The 15,259-nt window shown below is 65.2% G+C and carries 13 protein-coding genes; 9 read left to right on the top strand and 4 right to left on the bottom strand.

The window, feature by feature from the left end; translation table 11 throughout:
- Nucleotides 1–193 precede the first annotated feature (193 nt).
- From EHH60_RS01655 to EHH60_RS01640, 4 genes are all read left to right on the top strand, one after another.
- Nucleotides 194–2,671 carry a PAS domain-containing hybrid sensor histidine kinase/response regulator gene (locus EHH60_RS01655; RefSeq protein ID WP_124157763.1) on the top strand — a complete coding sequence of 826 codons (2,478 nt, stop codon included), beginning with the start codon at nucleotides 194–196 and terminating at the stop codon, nucleotides 2,669–2,671.
- Nucleotides 2,672–2,822: 151 nt separating this feature from the next.
- Complete coding sequence (locus EHH60_RS01650) at nucleotides 2,823–4,106, top strand: MFS transporter (RefSeq protein ID WP_124157762.1); 1,284 nt, start codon at nucleotides 2,823–2,825, stop codon at nucleotides 4,104–4,106.
- 26 nt (nucleotides 4,107–4,132) lie between these two features.
- Complete coding sequence (locus EHH60_RS01645) at nucleotides 4,133–5,383, top strand: arsenic transporter (RefSeq protein ID WP_124157761.1); 1,251 nt, start codon at nucleotides 4,133–4,135, stop codon at nucleotides 5,381–5,383.
- 121 nt (nucleotides 5,384–5,504) lie between these two features.
- Nucleotides 5,505–5,741, top strand: coding sequence for a hypothetical protein (locus EHH60_RS01640; RefSeq protein ID WP_124157760.1), 237 nt, complete (start codon nucleotides 5,505–5,507; stop codon nucleotides 5,739–5,741).
- Nucleotides 5,742–5,787: 46 nt separating this feature from the next.
- On the opposite strand, the gene EHH60_RS01635 is transcribed toward EHH60_RS01640, so the two are convergent.
- Both EHH60_RS01635 and EHH60_RS01630 read right to left on the bottom strand, forming a co-directional pair.
- A complete protein-coding gene (locus tag EHH60_RS01635; RefSeq protein ID WP_124157759.1) occupies nucleotides 5,788–7,152 on the bottom strand; it encodes an MFS transporter in 1,365 nt (454 codons plus the stop codon).
- A gap of 26 nt (nucleotides 7,153–7,178) precedes the next feature.
- Nucleotides 7,179–7,946 carry a GntR family transcriptional regulator gene (locus tag EHH60_RS01630; protein ID WP_124157758.1) on the bottom strand — a complete coding sequence of 256 codons (768 nt, stop codon included), beginning with the start codon at nucleotides 7,944–7,946 and terminating at the stop codon, nucleotides 7,179–7,181.
- A gap of 176 nt (nucleotides 7,947–8,122) precedes the next feature.
- On the opposite strand from EHH60_RS01630, the gene EHH60_RS01625 reads away from it, so the two are divergent.
- Genes EHH60_RS01625 through EHH60_RS01615 form a run of 3 tightly spaced genes read left to right on the top strand, consistent with a single transcriptional unit; the run spans nucleotide 8,123 to nucleotide 11,160 of the window.
- Complete coding sequence (locus EHH60_RS01625; RefSeq protein ID WP_199751256.1) at nucleotides 8,123–9,322, top strand: mandelate racemase/muconate lactonizing enzyme family protein; 1,200 nt, start codon at nucleotides 8,123–8,125, stop codon at nucleotides 9,320–9,322.
- Nucleotides 9,323–9,334: 12 nt separating this feature from the next.
- Nucleotides 9,335–10,102, top strand: a complete 768-nt coding sequence (locus EHH60_RS01620; protein ID WP_124157756.1) for an SDR family oxidoreductase — start codon at nucleotides 9,335–9,337, stop codon at nucleotides 10,100–10,102.
- A 26-nt stretch (nucleotides 10,103–10,128) separates the two neighbouring features.
- The gene (locus tag EHH60_RS01615; RefSeq protein ID WP_124157755.1) at nucleotides 10,129–11,160 is read left to right on the top strand and encodes an L-idonate 5-dehydrogenase; all 1,032 of its coding nucleotides are present in this window, start codon (nucleotides 10,129–10,131) and stop codon (nucleotides 11,158–11,160) included.
- A 2-nt stretch (nucleotides 11,161–11,162) separates the two neighbouring features.
- Here the strand turns inward: EHH60_RS01615 and EHH60_RS01610 are convergent, their stop codons facing one another.
- The gene (locus tag EHH60_RS01610) at nucleotides 11,163–12,029 is read right to left on the bottom strand and encodes a DUF3280 domain-containing protein (RefSeq protein ID WP_124157754.1); all 867 of its coding nucleotides are present in this window, start codon (nucleotides 12,027–12,029) and stop codon (nucleotides 11,163–11,165) included.
- A gap of 192 nt (nucleotides 12,030–12,221) precedes the next feature.
- Here EHH60_RS01610 and EHH60_RS01605 point away from each other — a divergent pair, with 192 nt between their 5' ends.
- Nucleotides 12,222–13,604 (top strand): sensor histidine kinase, encoded by a 1,383-nt coding sequence (locus tag EHH60_RS01605; protein WP_124157753.1) that lies wholly within the window; start codon nucleotides 12,222–12,224, stop codon nucleotides 13,602–13,604.
- Complete coding sequence (locus tag EHH60_RS01600; RefSeq protein ID WP_124157752.1) at nucleotides 13,601–14,248, top strand: response regulator; 648 nt, start codon at nucleotides 13,601–13,603, stop codon at nucleotides 14,246–14,248. The genes EHH60_RS01605 and EHH60_RS01600 overlap by 4 nt, the downstream gene beginning before the upstream one ends.
- A gap of 12 nt (nucleotides 14,249–14,260) precedes the next feature.
- Here EHH60_RS01600 and EHH60_RS01595 read toward each other — a convergent pair whose 3' ends face one another.
- A complete protein-coding gene (locus EHH60_RS01595) occupies nucleotides 14,261–15,223 on the bottom strand; it encodes an MBL fold metallo-hydrolase (protein WP_124157751.1) in 963 nt (320 codons plus the stop codon).
- Nucleotides 15,224–15,259 lie beyond the last annotated feature (36 nt).

The raw sequence follows: 15,259 nt of genomic DNA, 5'->3' as shown, positions 1-15,259 counted from the left end.
ATTTTTATGAGAGGATTGGCACCTCGCGAAGACGCCTCGATCAGCCGATCGTTCCAGTCTCCGGAACAAATTGCCAGGCCAGACGTTGCCACCGCGTCGTTCTTCGCGTGCAGGCACGCGCTCCTATTTTCCGATACTTTGCCCTCTAAACAATGGCCATCACGTTCCGTCTGTGTGAATATCGGTCCGGCACGTGCGCACTCGCATCACAACGGCCGATGCCTTGAACGATCCCTTGCCCGAGACCATCGCCGCCGAAAGGCTGCGCCAGCACCTCGAAGCCGTCGCGCGCGAGCGCGATAACGCCTATCGCGCGCTCCAGGAACGCGAGGCCGAGCTGGCGCGCATCCAGCGTATCGGCAAGGTCGGCGGCGTCGAGGTCGATTTCCGCGAAGGCTTCAAGAACCGTCGCTCGCCCGAATATCTGATCATCCACGGCCTGCCGCCGGAAGCTGCCGAGGAGTCGCACGAGGATTGGGTCAATCGCATCCATCCCGACGACCGCGAGGCGGCCGTCAAGCATTTCTTCGAGGCGCTCGCCGGAACGAGCGAAGACTACAGCGCCGAATACCGCATCATCCGCCCCAGCGACGGCGAGACCCGCTGGATTCGGGTCGTCGCCAAGATCGAGCGCGACAAGGACGGCCGCGCCATCCGCCTGGTCGGCGCCCATATCGACATCACCGACCAGGCGCTGGCGCGCGAGACGCTGCGCGAGAGCGAGGAGCGCTTTAGGCTGATCGCCGACAGCGCGCCGGTGCCGATCTGGGTCACCAAGCTCGATCGCAAGCGGTCCTTCGCCAACCAGGCCTATGTCGATTTCGTCGGCCTTCCCTACGATCAGGCCATCGACTTCGACTGGCGCAAGGTGCTGCATCCCGACGACCTGCCGCACGTGCTCCAGCAATCCGTCCAGGGTGAAGCATCCCTCAAACCCTTCGTGCTGGAAGCGCGTTACAGGAACGCAAGCGGCGAATGGCGGTGGCTTCGATCGGAATCGCAGCCGCGCTGGGACCCAACAGGCAAGCATATCGGCTTCATCGGCGTCGCCCACGACATCACCGTCGCCAAGCAGGCCGAGATCGAGCTCAGGCAGCTCAACGAGACGCTGGAGCAGCGCATTGCCGAGCGCACCGCCGAGCTCGAATCCAACGAGGCACGGCTGCGCGCGATCCTGGAGACCAGCAATCAGTATCAGGGCCTGGTCAATCTCAAGGGTGAGCTGCTTTACGCCAACAAGACCGCGCTGGATGGCATCAAGGCGTGCTCGTCGGATGTGATCGGAAAGCCGCTCTGGGACACGCCCTGGTTCACCGGCACGGACGGCATGAGTGCCGCCGTGCGAGAAGCCTTCGACACGGTGCTCAAAGGCGAAGCGGTGCGGCTGGAGATGCGCCTGCGCCTTCCCATCGGCGAGCGCGATTTCGATTTCGGCATGCGGCCCGTGCTCGACCGCCACGGCAACATCACCGGCGCGGTGCCCGAGGCGGTCGACGTCACCGAGCGCCGCCGCGGCGAGGAAGCGCTGCGGCAATCGCAGAAGATGGAGGCGATCGGCCAGCTCACCGGCGGCGTCGCGCACGACTTCAACAATCTCCTCACCATCATCCGCTCCGCCACCGACTTCCTGCGCCGCCGCGAGCTGCCGGAGGAACGCCGCCGCCGCTATGTCGACGCCATCTCCGAGACGGTCGAGCGCGCCTCCAAGCTGACCGCGCAGCTTCTGGCGTTCGCGCGCCGGCAGCCGCTGAAGCCGCAGATCTTCAACGTCGGCAGCCAGGTCGAAGGCGTGGCGCAGCTGGTCCGGCCGCTGGCCGGCGGCCGCATCGAGATCGCCGTGGAGGTTCAGGATCCCGATTGCTTCACCGTGGCCGACATCGCCCAGTTCGAGACCGCGCTGATCAACCTCGCCATCAACGCCCGCGATGCGATGAATGGCGAAGGCCACCTCACCATCGCCGTGCGCAAGGTCCATGGTATCCCTCAACTGCGCGCGCAATCGGCGCGCAGCGGCGACTTCGTCGCCATCTCCGTCACCGACACCGGAAGCGGCATCGCGCCGGAACATCTCGAACAGATCTTCGAGCCGTTCTTCACCACAAAGGAGGTCGGCAAGGGCACCGGCCTTGGCCTCAGCCAGGCCTTCGGCTTCGCAAAACAGTCCGAGGGCGACATCGCGGTGACGAGCACGCAAGGCAAAGGCGCAACCTTCACCATCTATCTGCCGCGGGCCCAAAGTCCCGCGACGGACAAGGAAGCCGCGGCACTGACCCATGAGGTCACGGCGACCGGACGCGGCTATCGCGTGCTCGTGGTCGAGGACGACGACGAAGTCGGCCGCTTCTCCACCGAACTCCTGGAGGATCTCGGCTATATCGTCCGCCGCGTCGCCAACGCCAACGCGGCACTGGCGATTCTCGGCGAGAACGAATTTGCCGTCGACCTCGTGTTCTCCGACGTCATCATGCCCGGAATGAACGGTGTCGAGCTTGCCGGCATCATCCGCGAGCGCTATCCGGGCCTGCCCGTGGTGCTCACCAGCGGCTACAGCAACGTGCTCGCCGAAAGCGCCCATCGCGGCTTCGAACTGATCCAGAAGCCCTACTCTGTGGAGTCGCTGTCGCGCATATTACGCAAGGCGATCACGGAGAAACTGTCGGTGGCGCGGTGATTGCCTGTCCCCGTCCTCCGGATAACCGCGGCTGCTTGTCCGGAACGACAGCGGTGTGTTCGGCGGACCGCCGTTCGCAGATAGAACGTTCATAGCTCAAGCCGTACCGTCGGTGCCGGCCGGACAAATTTGAGCCTCGATCGAGAGATGCATGTCGAGCCAAGACCTTGATCAGGCGAGGCGCGCCGGCCGCGCGCTGGACGCTGCCAATTTCTTCCTCGCCGACGTCCGCGACGGGCTCGGCCCTTATCTCGCGGTCTATCTTCTCACCGAGCAGCATTGGAACGAAGCTCGCATCGGCCTTGTGATGTCGATCGCGACGATCGCCGGCATCGTCGCACAGACGCCGGCCGGCGCGCTGCTTGACGGCACGCGGGCGAAGCGGCTGGTGATGGTGGCCGCTGCGATTCTGGTGACCCTCGCCTCGCTCTCACTGCCGTGGTTCCCCAACCTCCTGCCGGTGATAATCTCGCAAGGCATCGCGCAAGCCGCCGCCGTGGTCTTTCCACCCGCGATCGCCGCTGTCTCGCTTGGCATCTTCGGGCATGCCGCATTTACCCGGCGCATCGGCCGCAACGAGACTTTCAACCACGCCGGCAACGCCGTCGCGGCGGGCATCGCCGGCCTCTCCGCCTATTGGTTCGGACCGACCGTCGTGTTCTACCTTCTCGGCGCCATGGCGATCGCGAGCCTCGTCAGCATCCTGGCAATCCCCGAACGGGCCATCGACCACGATCTCGCGCGCGGACTGCACCACTCTCGTATCAATGGCGGACCCGAACAGCCTTCGGGGCTTGGCGTGCTCCTGAGCTGCCGTCCTCTGCTCATATTCGCTGTCTGCGTCGTTCTGTTTCATCTCTCCAACGCGGCGATGCTGCCGCTGGTCGGACAGAAGCTCGCGCTCCAGGACAAGAACATCGGCACCAGTCTGATGTCGGCATGCATCGTTGCGGCGCAAGTGGTGATGGTTCCGTTCGCGGCGCTGGTCGGCGCGCGGGCCGACCGCTGGGGGCACAAGCGGTTCTTCCTCGCCGCATTGTTGATCCTGCCGATCCGCGGTGCGCTCTATACACTCTCCGACAATCCGTTCTGGCTGGTCGCCGTACAGCTGCTGGATGGCGTCGGCGCCGGCATTTTCGGGGCAATCTTCCCCGTCATCGTCGCCGACCTGATGCGCAACACCGGCCGCTTCAACGTCGCACAGGGCGCCGTCATCACGGCCCAGAGCATTGGTGCGGCGCTGTCGACGACACTGGCGGGCCTGGTCGTGGTCGGCGCCGGTTACAGCGCAGCATTCATCACGCTCGGCGCCGTGGCGGCGATCGGTGCGGTGATCTGCCTCCTCGCCTTGCCCGAAACGCGGCAAGGCGACGATGGCGATCCGCGCCCGCGGGGGAAGACAGCGGCGCCCGCATCGGCTATCGCTGCCGAATGACTCCATTCCCATTCGAGAACTGAACCGTGCCGTCTGACGCCATCTGGACCTGGAGCATCATCGTCGTCGCGACCGCAGGCGTCATCGTCCGGCCCTTTCGCCTGCCCGAGGCGCTCTGGGCCGTGATCGGCGCCGGCGCGCTGCTGCTGTTTGGTTTGCTGCAATGGCCGGATGCGTTGACCGGTATCGAGAAGGGCGTCGACGTCTATCTCTTCCTGATCGGCATGATGCTGATCGCAGAGCTGGCGCGGCTCGAAGGCCTGTTCGATTATCTCGCCGCGGTTGCGGTGGAGTATGCACGTGGCTCACCGCAGCGGCTGTTCCTGCTGATCTACCTCGTCGGCACTCTCGTCACCGTGCTGCTCTCCAACGATGCCACCGCGATCGTGCTGACCCCGGCCGTCTATGCCGCAACGCGCGCGGCCGGCGCAAAGCCGCTGCCCTATCTGTTCGTCTGCGCCTTCATTGCCAATGCCGCAAGCTTCGTGCTGCCGATCTCCAATCCGGCCAATCTCGTCGTGTTCGGCGCGCGCATGCCGCACCTCACCGAATGGCTGCGCCTGTTCGCCCTGCCCTCGGCGGCCTCGATCCTGCTCACTTACGTGGTCCTGCGCCTCAGCCAGCACCGCGCGCTCAAGGAGGAGACGATCGCCCGCAGCGTGCCGCACCCGAAGCTTGGACGCGGCGGCAAGCTCACGGCAATAGGCATCGTCGCGATCGGCATCGTGCTGGTGACCGCGTCAGCGCTGGACAGGCAACTGGGCCTGCCGACCTTCAACTGCGGCGTCGCGACGGCAGCGATCGTGCTGCTGATCAACCGGCAATCGCCTTTGCCCGTGCTGCACGGCGTCTCCTGGAGCGTGCTGCCGCTGGTCGGCGGGCTCTTTGTGATGGTGGAAGCGCTGGTGAAGACCGGCGTGATCGCGCAGTTGAGCGCGCTGCTGCACCAAGCGGTCGCGCAATCGGTGCCCCAGGCAGCCTGGAGCGTCGGCATCGCCACAGCGATCGCCGACAACATCGCCAACAACCTTCCGGTCGGCCTCGTCGCCGGCTCGGTCGCCGCAAGCGATCATCTGCCCGCGCCGGTCGTCAGCGCCATCCTGATCGGCGTCGATCTCGGGCCTAATCTGTCGGTGACGGGATCGCTCGCTACCATCCTCTGGCTGGTCGCGCTCCGGCGGGAGAAGATCGAGGTCGGCGCCTGGCCGTTCCTCAAGCTCGGTCTTCTGGTGACGCCGCCTGCCTTGATCGGTGCACTGGCGGCTGCCATCAGGTAGCGGCAAGGCGCGCCGGCCAAATAAGTTCAGCCGTTTGCGGTGCATCAAGGCCGGCATTGCGGCGACGGCTAGACTTCACTTGTCGCGAGCTTCAGACAGCTCGCGGCAAGGAAGGTTGATCATGCAGATTCGATCAAAGTCGCTGTCGCGCCGGTTCTCGTTGCGCCGCGAAATTCAAGGCTTCGTCGCGCCCGGCCAGGGCCGCACGGAGACGTCCCATCCCCTGCTCGTCTTCTCCGTCGTGGTGCTGCTGGCCTTGTTCGCCATCCTGGAGATCGACGTGCACACGGCCCAGCTTCAGGCCATCGGCCTGCTCGGCCATGGCACCGGGATCGATCCCGTCTTCCTGAGCCCGTAGCGGACGGAGCCCGATCGCGGCCACAAGGCCGCGACCGGGTCACACGTCAGTCGTTCTCGTAGCCGTAGACTTCCGGCAGGATGAAGATCGCGGCGAGCAATCCGATCAGCGGAAAGATCGCGACGAACAGCGTGGCGTTGGCCTGCCCGATCGCCGCGAACAGCGACGGGAAGAGGAAGATCGCCAGGAACGACGGCAGCTTCACGAACATGTAAGCGAAGCCGCTGGCGGTGCCGCGATATTTCGGCTTGGCGACCATGGTCGGAATCGTCATGCAGTTCGACGCGTCCCAATAATGGCCCCACAGCATGGCGGCGGCCGCGAACGGCAGCAGTATCTTGTTGTCGGTGTAAAGCGCGAAGGCCGCGACCAGAAGTGAAGCCAGCACGATGCCGAAACCGGCGATGGCGATGCCACGATGGCCGATCTTCGGCGTCAGCAGCGGACCCACCCAGCCGGACAACGCGGCGAAGCAGAACAGTCCCATCGTCACCAGGTTGTTGCCGAGCACGCTCGACACGCCGACCATCACGAACAGCACCGGCAGGTAGAACGCGAAGGTCGAGAATTCGCTGCCTTGCGCGAAGCAGGCGATCCAGCCGTAGATGGTGGCGCGCCAGCGGATCGGGTCCTTCTTCAGGTCGGCGAGAAACGCACGCGTCGAGACCTTCGGCACCTGGACGTCCCGGTCCGGCAGCATGTCGAGATTGTCGTTGAACATCTCGCGCGCGACCTGCTTGGCCTCGCGGTAGCGCCCCTTTTGCACCAGCCACACCGCCGTCTCCGGCACGTCGTGCCGCATGATGAGGATGATCAGCGCCGGTACCGCGCCGAGACCGAGCGTCACGCGCCACAGCATCTCGTGGTTCATGTCGATCAGGAGGAAGATCACGATGACGCCGATGGTGAGCACTTCACCGACGGCGAACATGAACTGCCAGCGGTTGCCCATGACCTCGCGCTCGCCCTTGGCCATGGATTCCATGATGTAGGTGTAGCCGGTCGAGATGTCGGAGCCGAGCGGGATGCCGAGCAGGAAGCGGATCACGACGAGCCAGGCGACATCAGGCACGAAGGCCTGCGCCAGCGCCAGCACGATGAACATCACCATCGTCACCAGGAACATGACGCGGCGGCCGATCTTGTCGGACAGCCAGCCGCCGAGCAGCGCACCGATCAGGGCGCCGCCTTGCGTGCCGGCCGCCGCAAGGCCCAGCATCAGCGGATCGGGATTGTACTGCTCCTTGATGAAGATCAGCACGAAGGCGATCGAATAGAGATCCCAGGCCTCGACCAGGATCGAGGCCATCATCAGCCAACCGACCTTGTTGCCCTTGGGGCTGTAGTTCGTGATCAGGTAGCGGACCGCGGCCTCGCTCGCGGTCGGTTGTGGCAGAGCCATCGTTGACATTTTCTTGGTCCTCTCTTCGAAACTCTCTACGTGTCGAGCAGCGGCTCGATGCTGCAATCGAGCAGCCGCGGATCGATCCCCGCTTCCATGCCGGTGAACATCGAGTCCATGTAGTCGATAAGGGCATCGCTCGCCTTCACGGCATCCTCGACATGGCGGCCGGCAACGGCACTGAGAATGGCGAGGTGATGATCGATTGTGCCCGACAGATCCGCCTGCCCCGGCATGAAGCGGTGGTGGATGTAACCGATGCGCCGATACAGCGTGTGCAGTGGCCGCATCGTATGCACGAGGAACGGCTCGCCGGCCGCCTCCAGCACCAACGCGTCGATGCGACGGTCGAGGCTGTTGAATTCGTCGAGCGTCAGGCTGGCGCGGCGCTCGCGCAGCAGACGCTCGATGTGCAGCGCCTGATTGCGATGCGAGAGGCTGGCGCGATCGGCCGCGAGGCGGATCACGAAGCGCTCCATGTCGCGGCGCAAGGCCAGCAGCATGCGTTCGCGCGCAAGATCGATCGGCGCGATGTGCAGGCCGTGACGGGGCCGGATGATGATGAGGGTGTCGGCTGACAGACGATTGACGGCGTGATGCACCGGTGTGCGCCCGAAACCGGTGATGTGCTGCAATTCCAGCATCGTCATGAATTGTCCGGGCTTGAGCTCGCAGTGAACCAGGAGCTCTTCGATCTTCTGGTAGGCCAGCTCAAAGAAATTGAGCCGGTTGCGCCGCGAGGGCTTGCCCTCGCCGTCGTCGTCGTTTCTCACCACCTCGAGCGCGCGCTTGCGCTTTGGCATGTCGTTCTCTCCCGTCGGCCGCGCTCTCGTCGATGGATGGCGCCGTGTTTGTCCGAGCCTTAAAACATGTTGTGATATATTACAAGCCAGCGTAAGACTCCCGCACGGCCTGCAACATGTTGCAGCGCAAAATGAGACGACAGGCGCGGGACGTCTGTGATGGGAGGATTGTTGCCGTGAAGATCACATCGATCGAGACGCTGCGCACCGAGGAATTTTCCAACGTCATCTGGGTGCGCGTTCACACCGACACGGGTGTGATCGGGCTCGGCGAGACATTCTACGGCGCGGGCGCGGTCGAGGCGCAGATCCACGACACCTTTGCCGGCCGCCTGCTCGGCCGCAATCCCCTGCACATCGAAGCCATCCATCGCGACATGCTGAACCTGCCGATGGCGCAGTCCTCGACCGGTGTCGAATATCGTGCAGCCTCCGCGATCGACATCGCGCTGTGGGATTTGTTCGGGAAGGTCTGCGGTCAGCCGGTGCACCAGATGCTCGGCGGCCTCTGCCGCGACAAGCAGCGCATCTACAACACCTGCGCCGGCACGCAATATGTCCGCTCGACCAATATCAGCCCGGTCGCGAACTGGAATCTCGGCGCCTCCAAGGGGCCTTACGAGGATCTCGACGGTTTCATGCATCGCGCCGACGCGCTCGCCGAGAGCCTTTTGGAGAGCGGCATCTCCGCCATGAAGATCTGGCCGTTCGATCCGGCGGCGCAGGTGAACAAAGGCCTCTACATCACCGCCGCGCAGATGAAGCAGGCGATCGAGCCGTTCGAGAAGATCCGCAAGGCGGTCGGCGACAAGATGGAGATCATGGTCGAGCTCCACTCGCTATGGAATCTGCCGACGGCAAAGCAGATCGCACGCGCGCTCGAGCCCTACAAGCCGACCTGGTACGAAGACCCGATCCGCATGAACTCGCCGCAGGCGCTGGCCGAATATGCGCGCTCGACCGACGTCTGGGTCTGCGCCAGCGAGACGCTGGGCTCGCGCTTTCCCTACAAGGACATGCTCGACCGCGACGCCATGCATGTGGTGATGGCGGATTTGTGCTGGACCGGCGGCCTCACCGAGGGCCGCAAGATCGCGGCGATGGCCGAGACCTATCACCGGCCCTTTGCTCCGCACGATTGTATCGGCCCGATCGGCTTCATCGCCGCCATCCACATGTCGTTCAGCCAGCCCAACACGCTGATCCAGGAATCGGTGCGCGCCTTCTACAAGGGCTGGTACAACGAGCTCGTCACCACGATGCCTGTGATCAAGGACGGTTACGTCTATCCGATGGAAGGACCCGGCCTCGGCGTCGATCTCCTTCCCGCCGTATTCGACCGCTCCGATCTCACCGTGCGCCGTTCCAACGTCTGAGGATTTTTTGCGATGAGCACCTCCCTCTTCGATCTTTCCGGCCGCACCGCGCTCGTGACCGGCTCCTCCCGCGGCCTCGGCTGCGCCATTGCCGAGGGCATGGCCAGGGCCGGCGCCAGGATCATCATCAATGGCGTCGATCCCAAGCGCGTCGAGCAGGCCGTCGCCGAGTTTCGCGCCGCCGGCTATCAGGCTGAAGGAGCCGCCTTCAACGTGACCGACGAAGCCGCGATCGTCGCCGCGTTCGATGACTTCGACAAAAAGGGCATTGCGGTTGACATCGTCGTCAACAATGCCGGCATCCAGCACCGCAAGCCGCTGGTGGAGTTCACCACCGACGAATGGCGCAAGGTGATCGAGACCAACCTCACCAGCGCCTTCGTGATCGGACGCGAGGCGGCCAAGCGCATGATCCCGCGCAAGCAGGGCAAGATCATCAATATCGGCTCGCTCGGCAGCGAGCTCGCGCGTCCCACCATCGCGCCCTACACCGCGGCCAAGGGCGGCATCAAGAACCTGACCCGCTCGATGGCGGTGGAATGGGCGCAGCACGGCATCCAGGCCAATGCGATCGGCCCCGGCTACATGCTGACCGACATGAACGAGGCGTTGGTCAACAACGCCGACTTCAACAACTGGCTGATGGGCCGCATCCCCTCGAAACGCTGGGGCAAGCCGGAGGAGCTGGTCGGCGCTGCGATCTTCCTCGCCTCGGACGCCTCGACTTATGTCAACGGCCAGATCATCTATGTCGACGGCGGCATGATCGCCGCCATGTGATCCGCCACACGCTGAGGAACAAGAGCATGCGCGCCGTCGTCATTCACGCCCCGAAGGACCTGCGGATCGAGAGCTATCCCGATCCGGCCCCAGGCCCGGGTGAGATCCGCGTCAAGATCGCCAATGGCGGCATCTGCGGCTCGGACCTGCATTATTACCATCACGGCGGCTTCGGCGTCGTCCGCATCCAGCAGCCGATGGCCCTGGGCCATGAGATCGCCGGCGTCGTCGCTTCCGTCGGTGACGGCGTCACCAGCGTGAAGCCCGGCTCACGCGTCGCGGTCAACCCGAGCAAGCCATGCGGCCAATGCCTGCATTGCCAGGAGGGCATGCGCAACCAGTGCCTCGACATGCGCTTTCTCGGCAGCGCGATGCGCTTTCCCCATGTGCAGGGCGGCTTTCGCGAATTCATCACCGTCGATGCGACGCAGGCCGTGCCGATCGCGGAGAAGCTCTCGCTCGCCGAAGCCGCGGTCGCCGAGCCGCTGGCGGTCTGCCTGCATGCGGGCAAGCAAGCCGGCCCCCTGCTCGGCAAACGCGTGCTGATCACCGGCTGCGGTCCGATCGGCGCGCTGATGATCCTCGTCGCACGTTTCGGCGGTGCCGCCGAGATCGTCGTCACCGATGTGGCGGACGCACCGCTCGCGGTCGCGAAAAAGCTCGGCGCCACGCACGCCATCAACGTCGCGACCAATGCTAGCGCGTTCGACCCCTGGCGCGCCGGCAAGGGCGTGTTCGACACGCTGTTCGAAGCCTCGGGCAATCAGGCTGCGCTGCGCGCCGCGCTCGACGTGCTCAGGCCGGGCGCGACGCTGGTGCAGCTTGGTCTCGGCGGCGAGATGACGCTGCCGATCAACTCCATCGTCGCCAAGGAATTGCAGCTCCGCGGCACCTTCCGCTTCGATCCCGAGTTCGAGCTCGCGGTGCGATTGATGGGCGAAGGCTTGATCGACGTCAGGCCGCTGATCACGGCGACCATGCCGTTCGAGAACGCCGTCACCGCCTTCGAGCTCGCCAGCGACCGCTCGCAGTCGATGAAGGTGCAGCTGACGTTCTAGCGCTATCGGCTCTCGATCAGCTGGTCGCTGACCAGCCGCACGGCACCGCGCTTCCACGAATAGTCTGCGCCCATGCGCAGGCCGCTGTCGCCGCGCGCCAGCACGGTGCCGGTCCTGGCATCGCGCAGCTGGAAGCCGAGCGTGTATTCGGTGCGGCTCACCCGCCGCACCACGCCGATCAGCGACTGATCCGCGCCGAGCTCCTTCGCGATCGCCGCCTCGCAACCGCCGCAATCGCGCAAGGCACGCCTGTTCGCCGCCTCGCCGCGCGCACCGCCGACATCGACGAGCCGATAACGGCCGGATTGGCCGAGCACCTCGCGCACACCACCGGTGGCCTCGGCGAGATACGAGGCGTCCGAAGCGGCCGACGCGCCGGCCGGGGCTGCGGTCGTATCCTCGAGCTCGAAGTCGAACACGGCCAGCGCAACCGGCGCGGGCGTTGCCAGCGCAGCCATGACCTCGCGGGACACGAAGATCTCGGCCCGCTCCCAGGATTCATCATTGTCGCCGCGGAAGCTGTAGAGCTTGTCCATCACGAGCTTCTTGGCGCCGATTTCGATCACAGCGACCTTGGCCCATTGCACCAGCGTGCTGGTCTTCTGGATGCCGCCGATGACCTTGAACGCCGCACCGTCCTGGGCGGACGGAACCAGGCGGTAGCGCGGGTCCGCGCCGATATCCCTTCGAAGCGCGGCCATGAACGCCGCCAGCCGTCGCTCGTGGGCGGCGGTCTGGTTGATCGGCTCGGCCGAGGTATCGGTGTAGCTGAAATCGTCGATGGCAACGCCAATCGTGCCCTCGGCAACGGCCCGCGAACAAGAGAGGACGAAGAGGAGACAGACGACAATCAGCCCGGAACGGTACATGAAACGACCTCATGGGACGGAACGGCCACGCAAATCTGGACGGGTTGCCTGACACCATGCAGCCGCGGCCGTCCCGACGAATGCCGGGAAAATTTCACGACGTTGCACTGCGGCAAAGCGGGAACGCTTCCCGCCGCTTGCGTTCTGCCTTCTAATGAGGGCGCGACAAACCCGTTCGCGTCAGGTGCCCCCATGTGGAATCGCCCGAAGTTCGATCTCAAGGTCCGTCTGACGCTGCGCGTGGCCGCCATATCGGCCGTCTGCTTCGCCGCGATCTCCGCCTATTTCCTCGTTACGGCCAACAGCGCAGCGCATGCGCGCATCGACAGTATCGCCGCCATCGTGGCGAAGACGCTGGAGCTGCAACAGGGCAAGGTCCAGTGGGTGGCCAGCCCGCGCTCGGACTTTCCGAACCTTGACCCGGTTTCGGCCCATGTGATGACGCCCGGCCTCTGCCTTGGATTCCGGAGCGTGAGCGGTGAGATGCTCCAGCGTTTCTGTAGTGGCGCGCCTGCCCCGGCGAGCCCGCCGCCGCAGGCCTTCGCCGCCTTCTATCGCAGCCTGTTCGACCCCGGCCGCGAGGCGGCACGGCCTGTGATCGTCCGCGGAACGAAGCTCGGCGAGACCGTGGTCTCGGTCGATGCGGCCGTGCAGACGGCCGAGGCCTGGCACGAGGCCGGCCGCCTGATGATCGCGCTTGCAATCGCGCTCCCGCTGCTCTGCGCGCTGGTCTATGCCGCGCTGGCGCGCGCCCTGCGCCCCACCCGCATGATCGGCGACGGCCTCGAGCGGATCGCCGCCGGCGACCTCACCGCGCGGCTGCCGCCGTTCGACCTCGCCGAGCTCTCCGCCATCCGCGATGTCTTCAACCATCTCGCCGAAAGCCTCGACACTGCGCTTGCTGAACGCAACGAGCTGACGCGGAAGCTGATCGCGCTCCAGGACGAGGAGCGCCGCCATCTCGCGCGCGAGCTGCATGACGAGTTCGGCCAGTCACTCGCCGCGATCCGCGCGCTTGCCGCGTCCGCCCGCCAGACTGCGGCGCAGGACTGTCCCGGCTTGTTGGGAGAGTGCGACAGCATTGCCCGGACCGCGACCGGCATGATGGAGACGCTGCGCGGCGCGCTGTTCCGGTTGCGGCCGCCCGATGTCGAAGAACTCGGCCTCGTCGCGAGCCTCGAAGGACTGGTGTCGGGGTGGAACGGCCGCAGCCGCGGCCAGCCCCGCTTCGACATCCGGTTCGACGGTGCCTTCGAGAGCGTGCCTGCCTCGGTCAGCGCCAATCTCTACCGCATCGTGCAGGAGGCGCTCACCAACGCGGCCAAGCACGCCGGCGCAACCAAGGTCAGCCTGCATCTGACGATGGCCGACGATGACATCGCGCTCGCGATCGAAGACGACGGCCGGCCGAACGAGGCTTCCGTCAAATCCGGCATGGGCCTGCTCGGCATGCGCGAGCGCGTCGCCGCGCTGCGCGGCCGGCTGAGCTTTGAGACCGGCCCTAACGGCTCGGCACTGCGCGTGTTCATTCCGCTCGCGGCCGCCGATCGACATGCGCTGGAGCATGCGGCATGAGCGCGGCCGACGCCACCATCCTGCTGGTCGACGACCATTCCGTCGTCCGCGAGGGCTACCGCTCCGTGCTCCAGAAGCAGCCGGGCCTGCGCGTCGTTGCCGAGGCGGCCGATGGTGCGGAGGCCTATCGTCTGTACAAATCCGAAGCGCCCGACCTCGTCATTATGGATCTCAGCATGCCCGGCATCGGCGGCATCGAGGCGGTCAGGCGGATCAGGCAGTGGGACAAGACGGCACGAATCCTCGTCTTCACCATGCACGAAAATGCCGGCTTTGCCGTGCAGGCGATCCGCGCCGGCGCGAGGGGGTACGTCACCAAGACCAGCCCGCCCGAGACGCTGGTGCGCGCGGTCAAGGACGTGCTCGCCGGCAGGATCGCCATCAGCCCCGACATCGACCACGAGCTTGCGCTCAGCCGCATCAGCGGCGAGAGCTCGGCCGCCGACGTGCTGACGCCGCGCGAATTCGAGGTGCTGCGGCTGCTGCTCGCCGAGAACACGACGGAGGAGATTGCCGAGACGCTGCATGTCAGTCCAAAGACGGTGGCGAATCTGCATTCCCTGATCAAGGACAAGCTCGGCGTCGGCTCCGACATCGAGCTGGTCCGCCTGGCGCTGCGCCAGGGATTGTTGACGGAAGTCTGATTGCCGCTGCCTTTACGGCTCCAGCCTCGCGCCGTCAGGCGAGAACGCCTCCACCGTGTCATCGATCCTGAACGACATCATGTCACGGCCGACGAGCAACGGCCCCTTGTAAGCGGTGCGCGTGCGCAGAATCAGCGGCTCCTCGGGAATGTCGGGCGCGGGCTTCAGCGTGCCGAACACGATATGGGAATAGACCGCGAGTTTTGGCCTGGCGGCCGCAAAGATCTGGCCGGCCTCCTCGGGCGAGGTATGGTGCGCCTGAATGTCCTTGTAGACGGGATTTTTGACCAGCAGCTCCGGCTCGATGACCGCGACCTCGTGGATCAGCAGGTCGGCGCCCTCGGCCGCCTTCGCGACGCGCTCATCATACCTGGTGTCGCCCGACAGCACGACCTTGTGGCCGGCATATTCGACGATGTAGCCGAACGAAGGCTTGATCTTCTCACCGTGGTTCACCTCGATCGCGCTGACTTTCACGCCGTTGTTCTCATAGACCCGCCCGGCTTCGATATCCTTTGCCGCGAACGTGACCGCTACTGGATCGAGGTGCTCGTCATCGATGCGGATGCGGATATCGTCGGCGAAAGCTTTGGTGAGGTTTTCCGTCATGGCGACGGTTCCCTTCGGGCCAAAGAGCTTCATCGGCCCCTTACGCGAAGCCCAGGGCGTGGCGAGCCAGCCGGTCAGCCACATGTCGGGAACGCCGACGACATGGTCGGAATGCAGATGCGTGAGGAAGTTCGCGGTGATCGCGCCGAGCGGAATCTTCAGCTTGCAGAGCTGGATGGTCGCGCCGCGGCCGAGATCGAACAGCAGTTTTTCGCTCCCTGCTTCCACCAGCGTCGACGCGCTGAAGCTGGTCGGTCGCGGCGTCGGCACGCCGGTGCCGAGCAGCGTGACCTTCATCGGTTCGGCGGAGGCGACCGTGGTGAACGCGAGCAGCACGAGGCCCGCCCGCAAAAGGGTTTTGCGCATGCTTCTTTTCCTGAGTGTCAGATTGTTGGCCGCGTC

The sequence above is a fragment of the Bradyrhizobium sp. RP6 genome (assembly GCF_003837805.1).
In the GTDB taxonomy this organism is placed as follows: Bacteria; Pseudomonadota; Alphaproteobacteria; order Rhizobiales; family Xanthobacteraceae; genus Bradyrhizobium.
Note: the sequence above shows the minus strand (reverse complement) of the source record. Positions and strands in the feature narration are given on the sequence as shown.

Excerpts from the sequence above, each read along its gene's own strand:
- EHH60_RS01650 (WP_124157762.1), top strand. The coding sequence starts at position 2,823 with ATGTCGAGCCAAGACCTTGATCAGGCGAGGCGCGCCGGCCGCGCGCTG.
- EHH60_RS01640 (WP_124157760.1), top strand. The coding sequence starts at position 5,505 with ATGCAGATTCGATCAAAGTCGCTGTCGCGCCGGTTCTCGTTGCGCCGC.
- EHH60_RS01635 (WP_124157759.1), bottom strand. The coding sequence starts at position 7,152 with ATGTCAACGATGGCTCTGCCACAACCGACCGCGAGCGAGGCCGCGGTC.
- EHH60_RS01630 (WP_124157758.1), bottom strand. The coding sequence starts at position 7,946 with ATGCCAAAGCGCAAGCGCGCGCTCGAGGTGGTGAGAAACGACGACGAC.
- EHH60_RS01620 (WP_124157756.1), top strand. The coding sequence starts at position 9,335 with ATGAGCACCTCCCTCTTCGATCTTTCCGGCCGCACCGCGCTCGTGACC.
- EHH60_RS01615 (WP_124157755.1), top strand. The coding sequence starts at position 10,129 with ATGCGCGCCGTCGTCATTCACGCCCCGAAGGACCTGCGGATCGAGAGC.
- EHH60_RS01610 (WP_124157754.1), bottom strand. The coding sequence starts at position 12,029 with ATGTACCGTTCCGGGCTGATTGTCGTCTGTCTCCTCTTCGTCCTCTCT.
- EHH60_RS01605 (WP_124157753.1), top strand. The coding sequence starts at position 12,222 with ATGTGGAATCGCCCGAAGTTCGATCTCAAGGTCCGTCTGACGCTGCGC.
- EHH60_RS01600 (WP_124157752.1), top strand. The coding sequence starts at position 13,601 with ATGAGCGCGGCCGACGCCACCATCCTGCTGGTCGACGACCATTCCGTC.
- EHH60_RS01595 (WP_124157751.1), bottom strand. The coding sequence starts at position 15,223 with ATGCGCAAAACCCTTTTGCGGGCGGGCCTCGTGCTGCTCGCGTTCACC.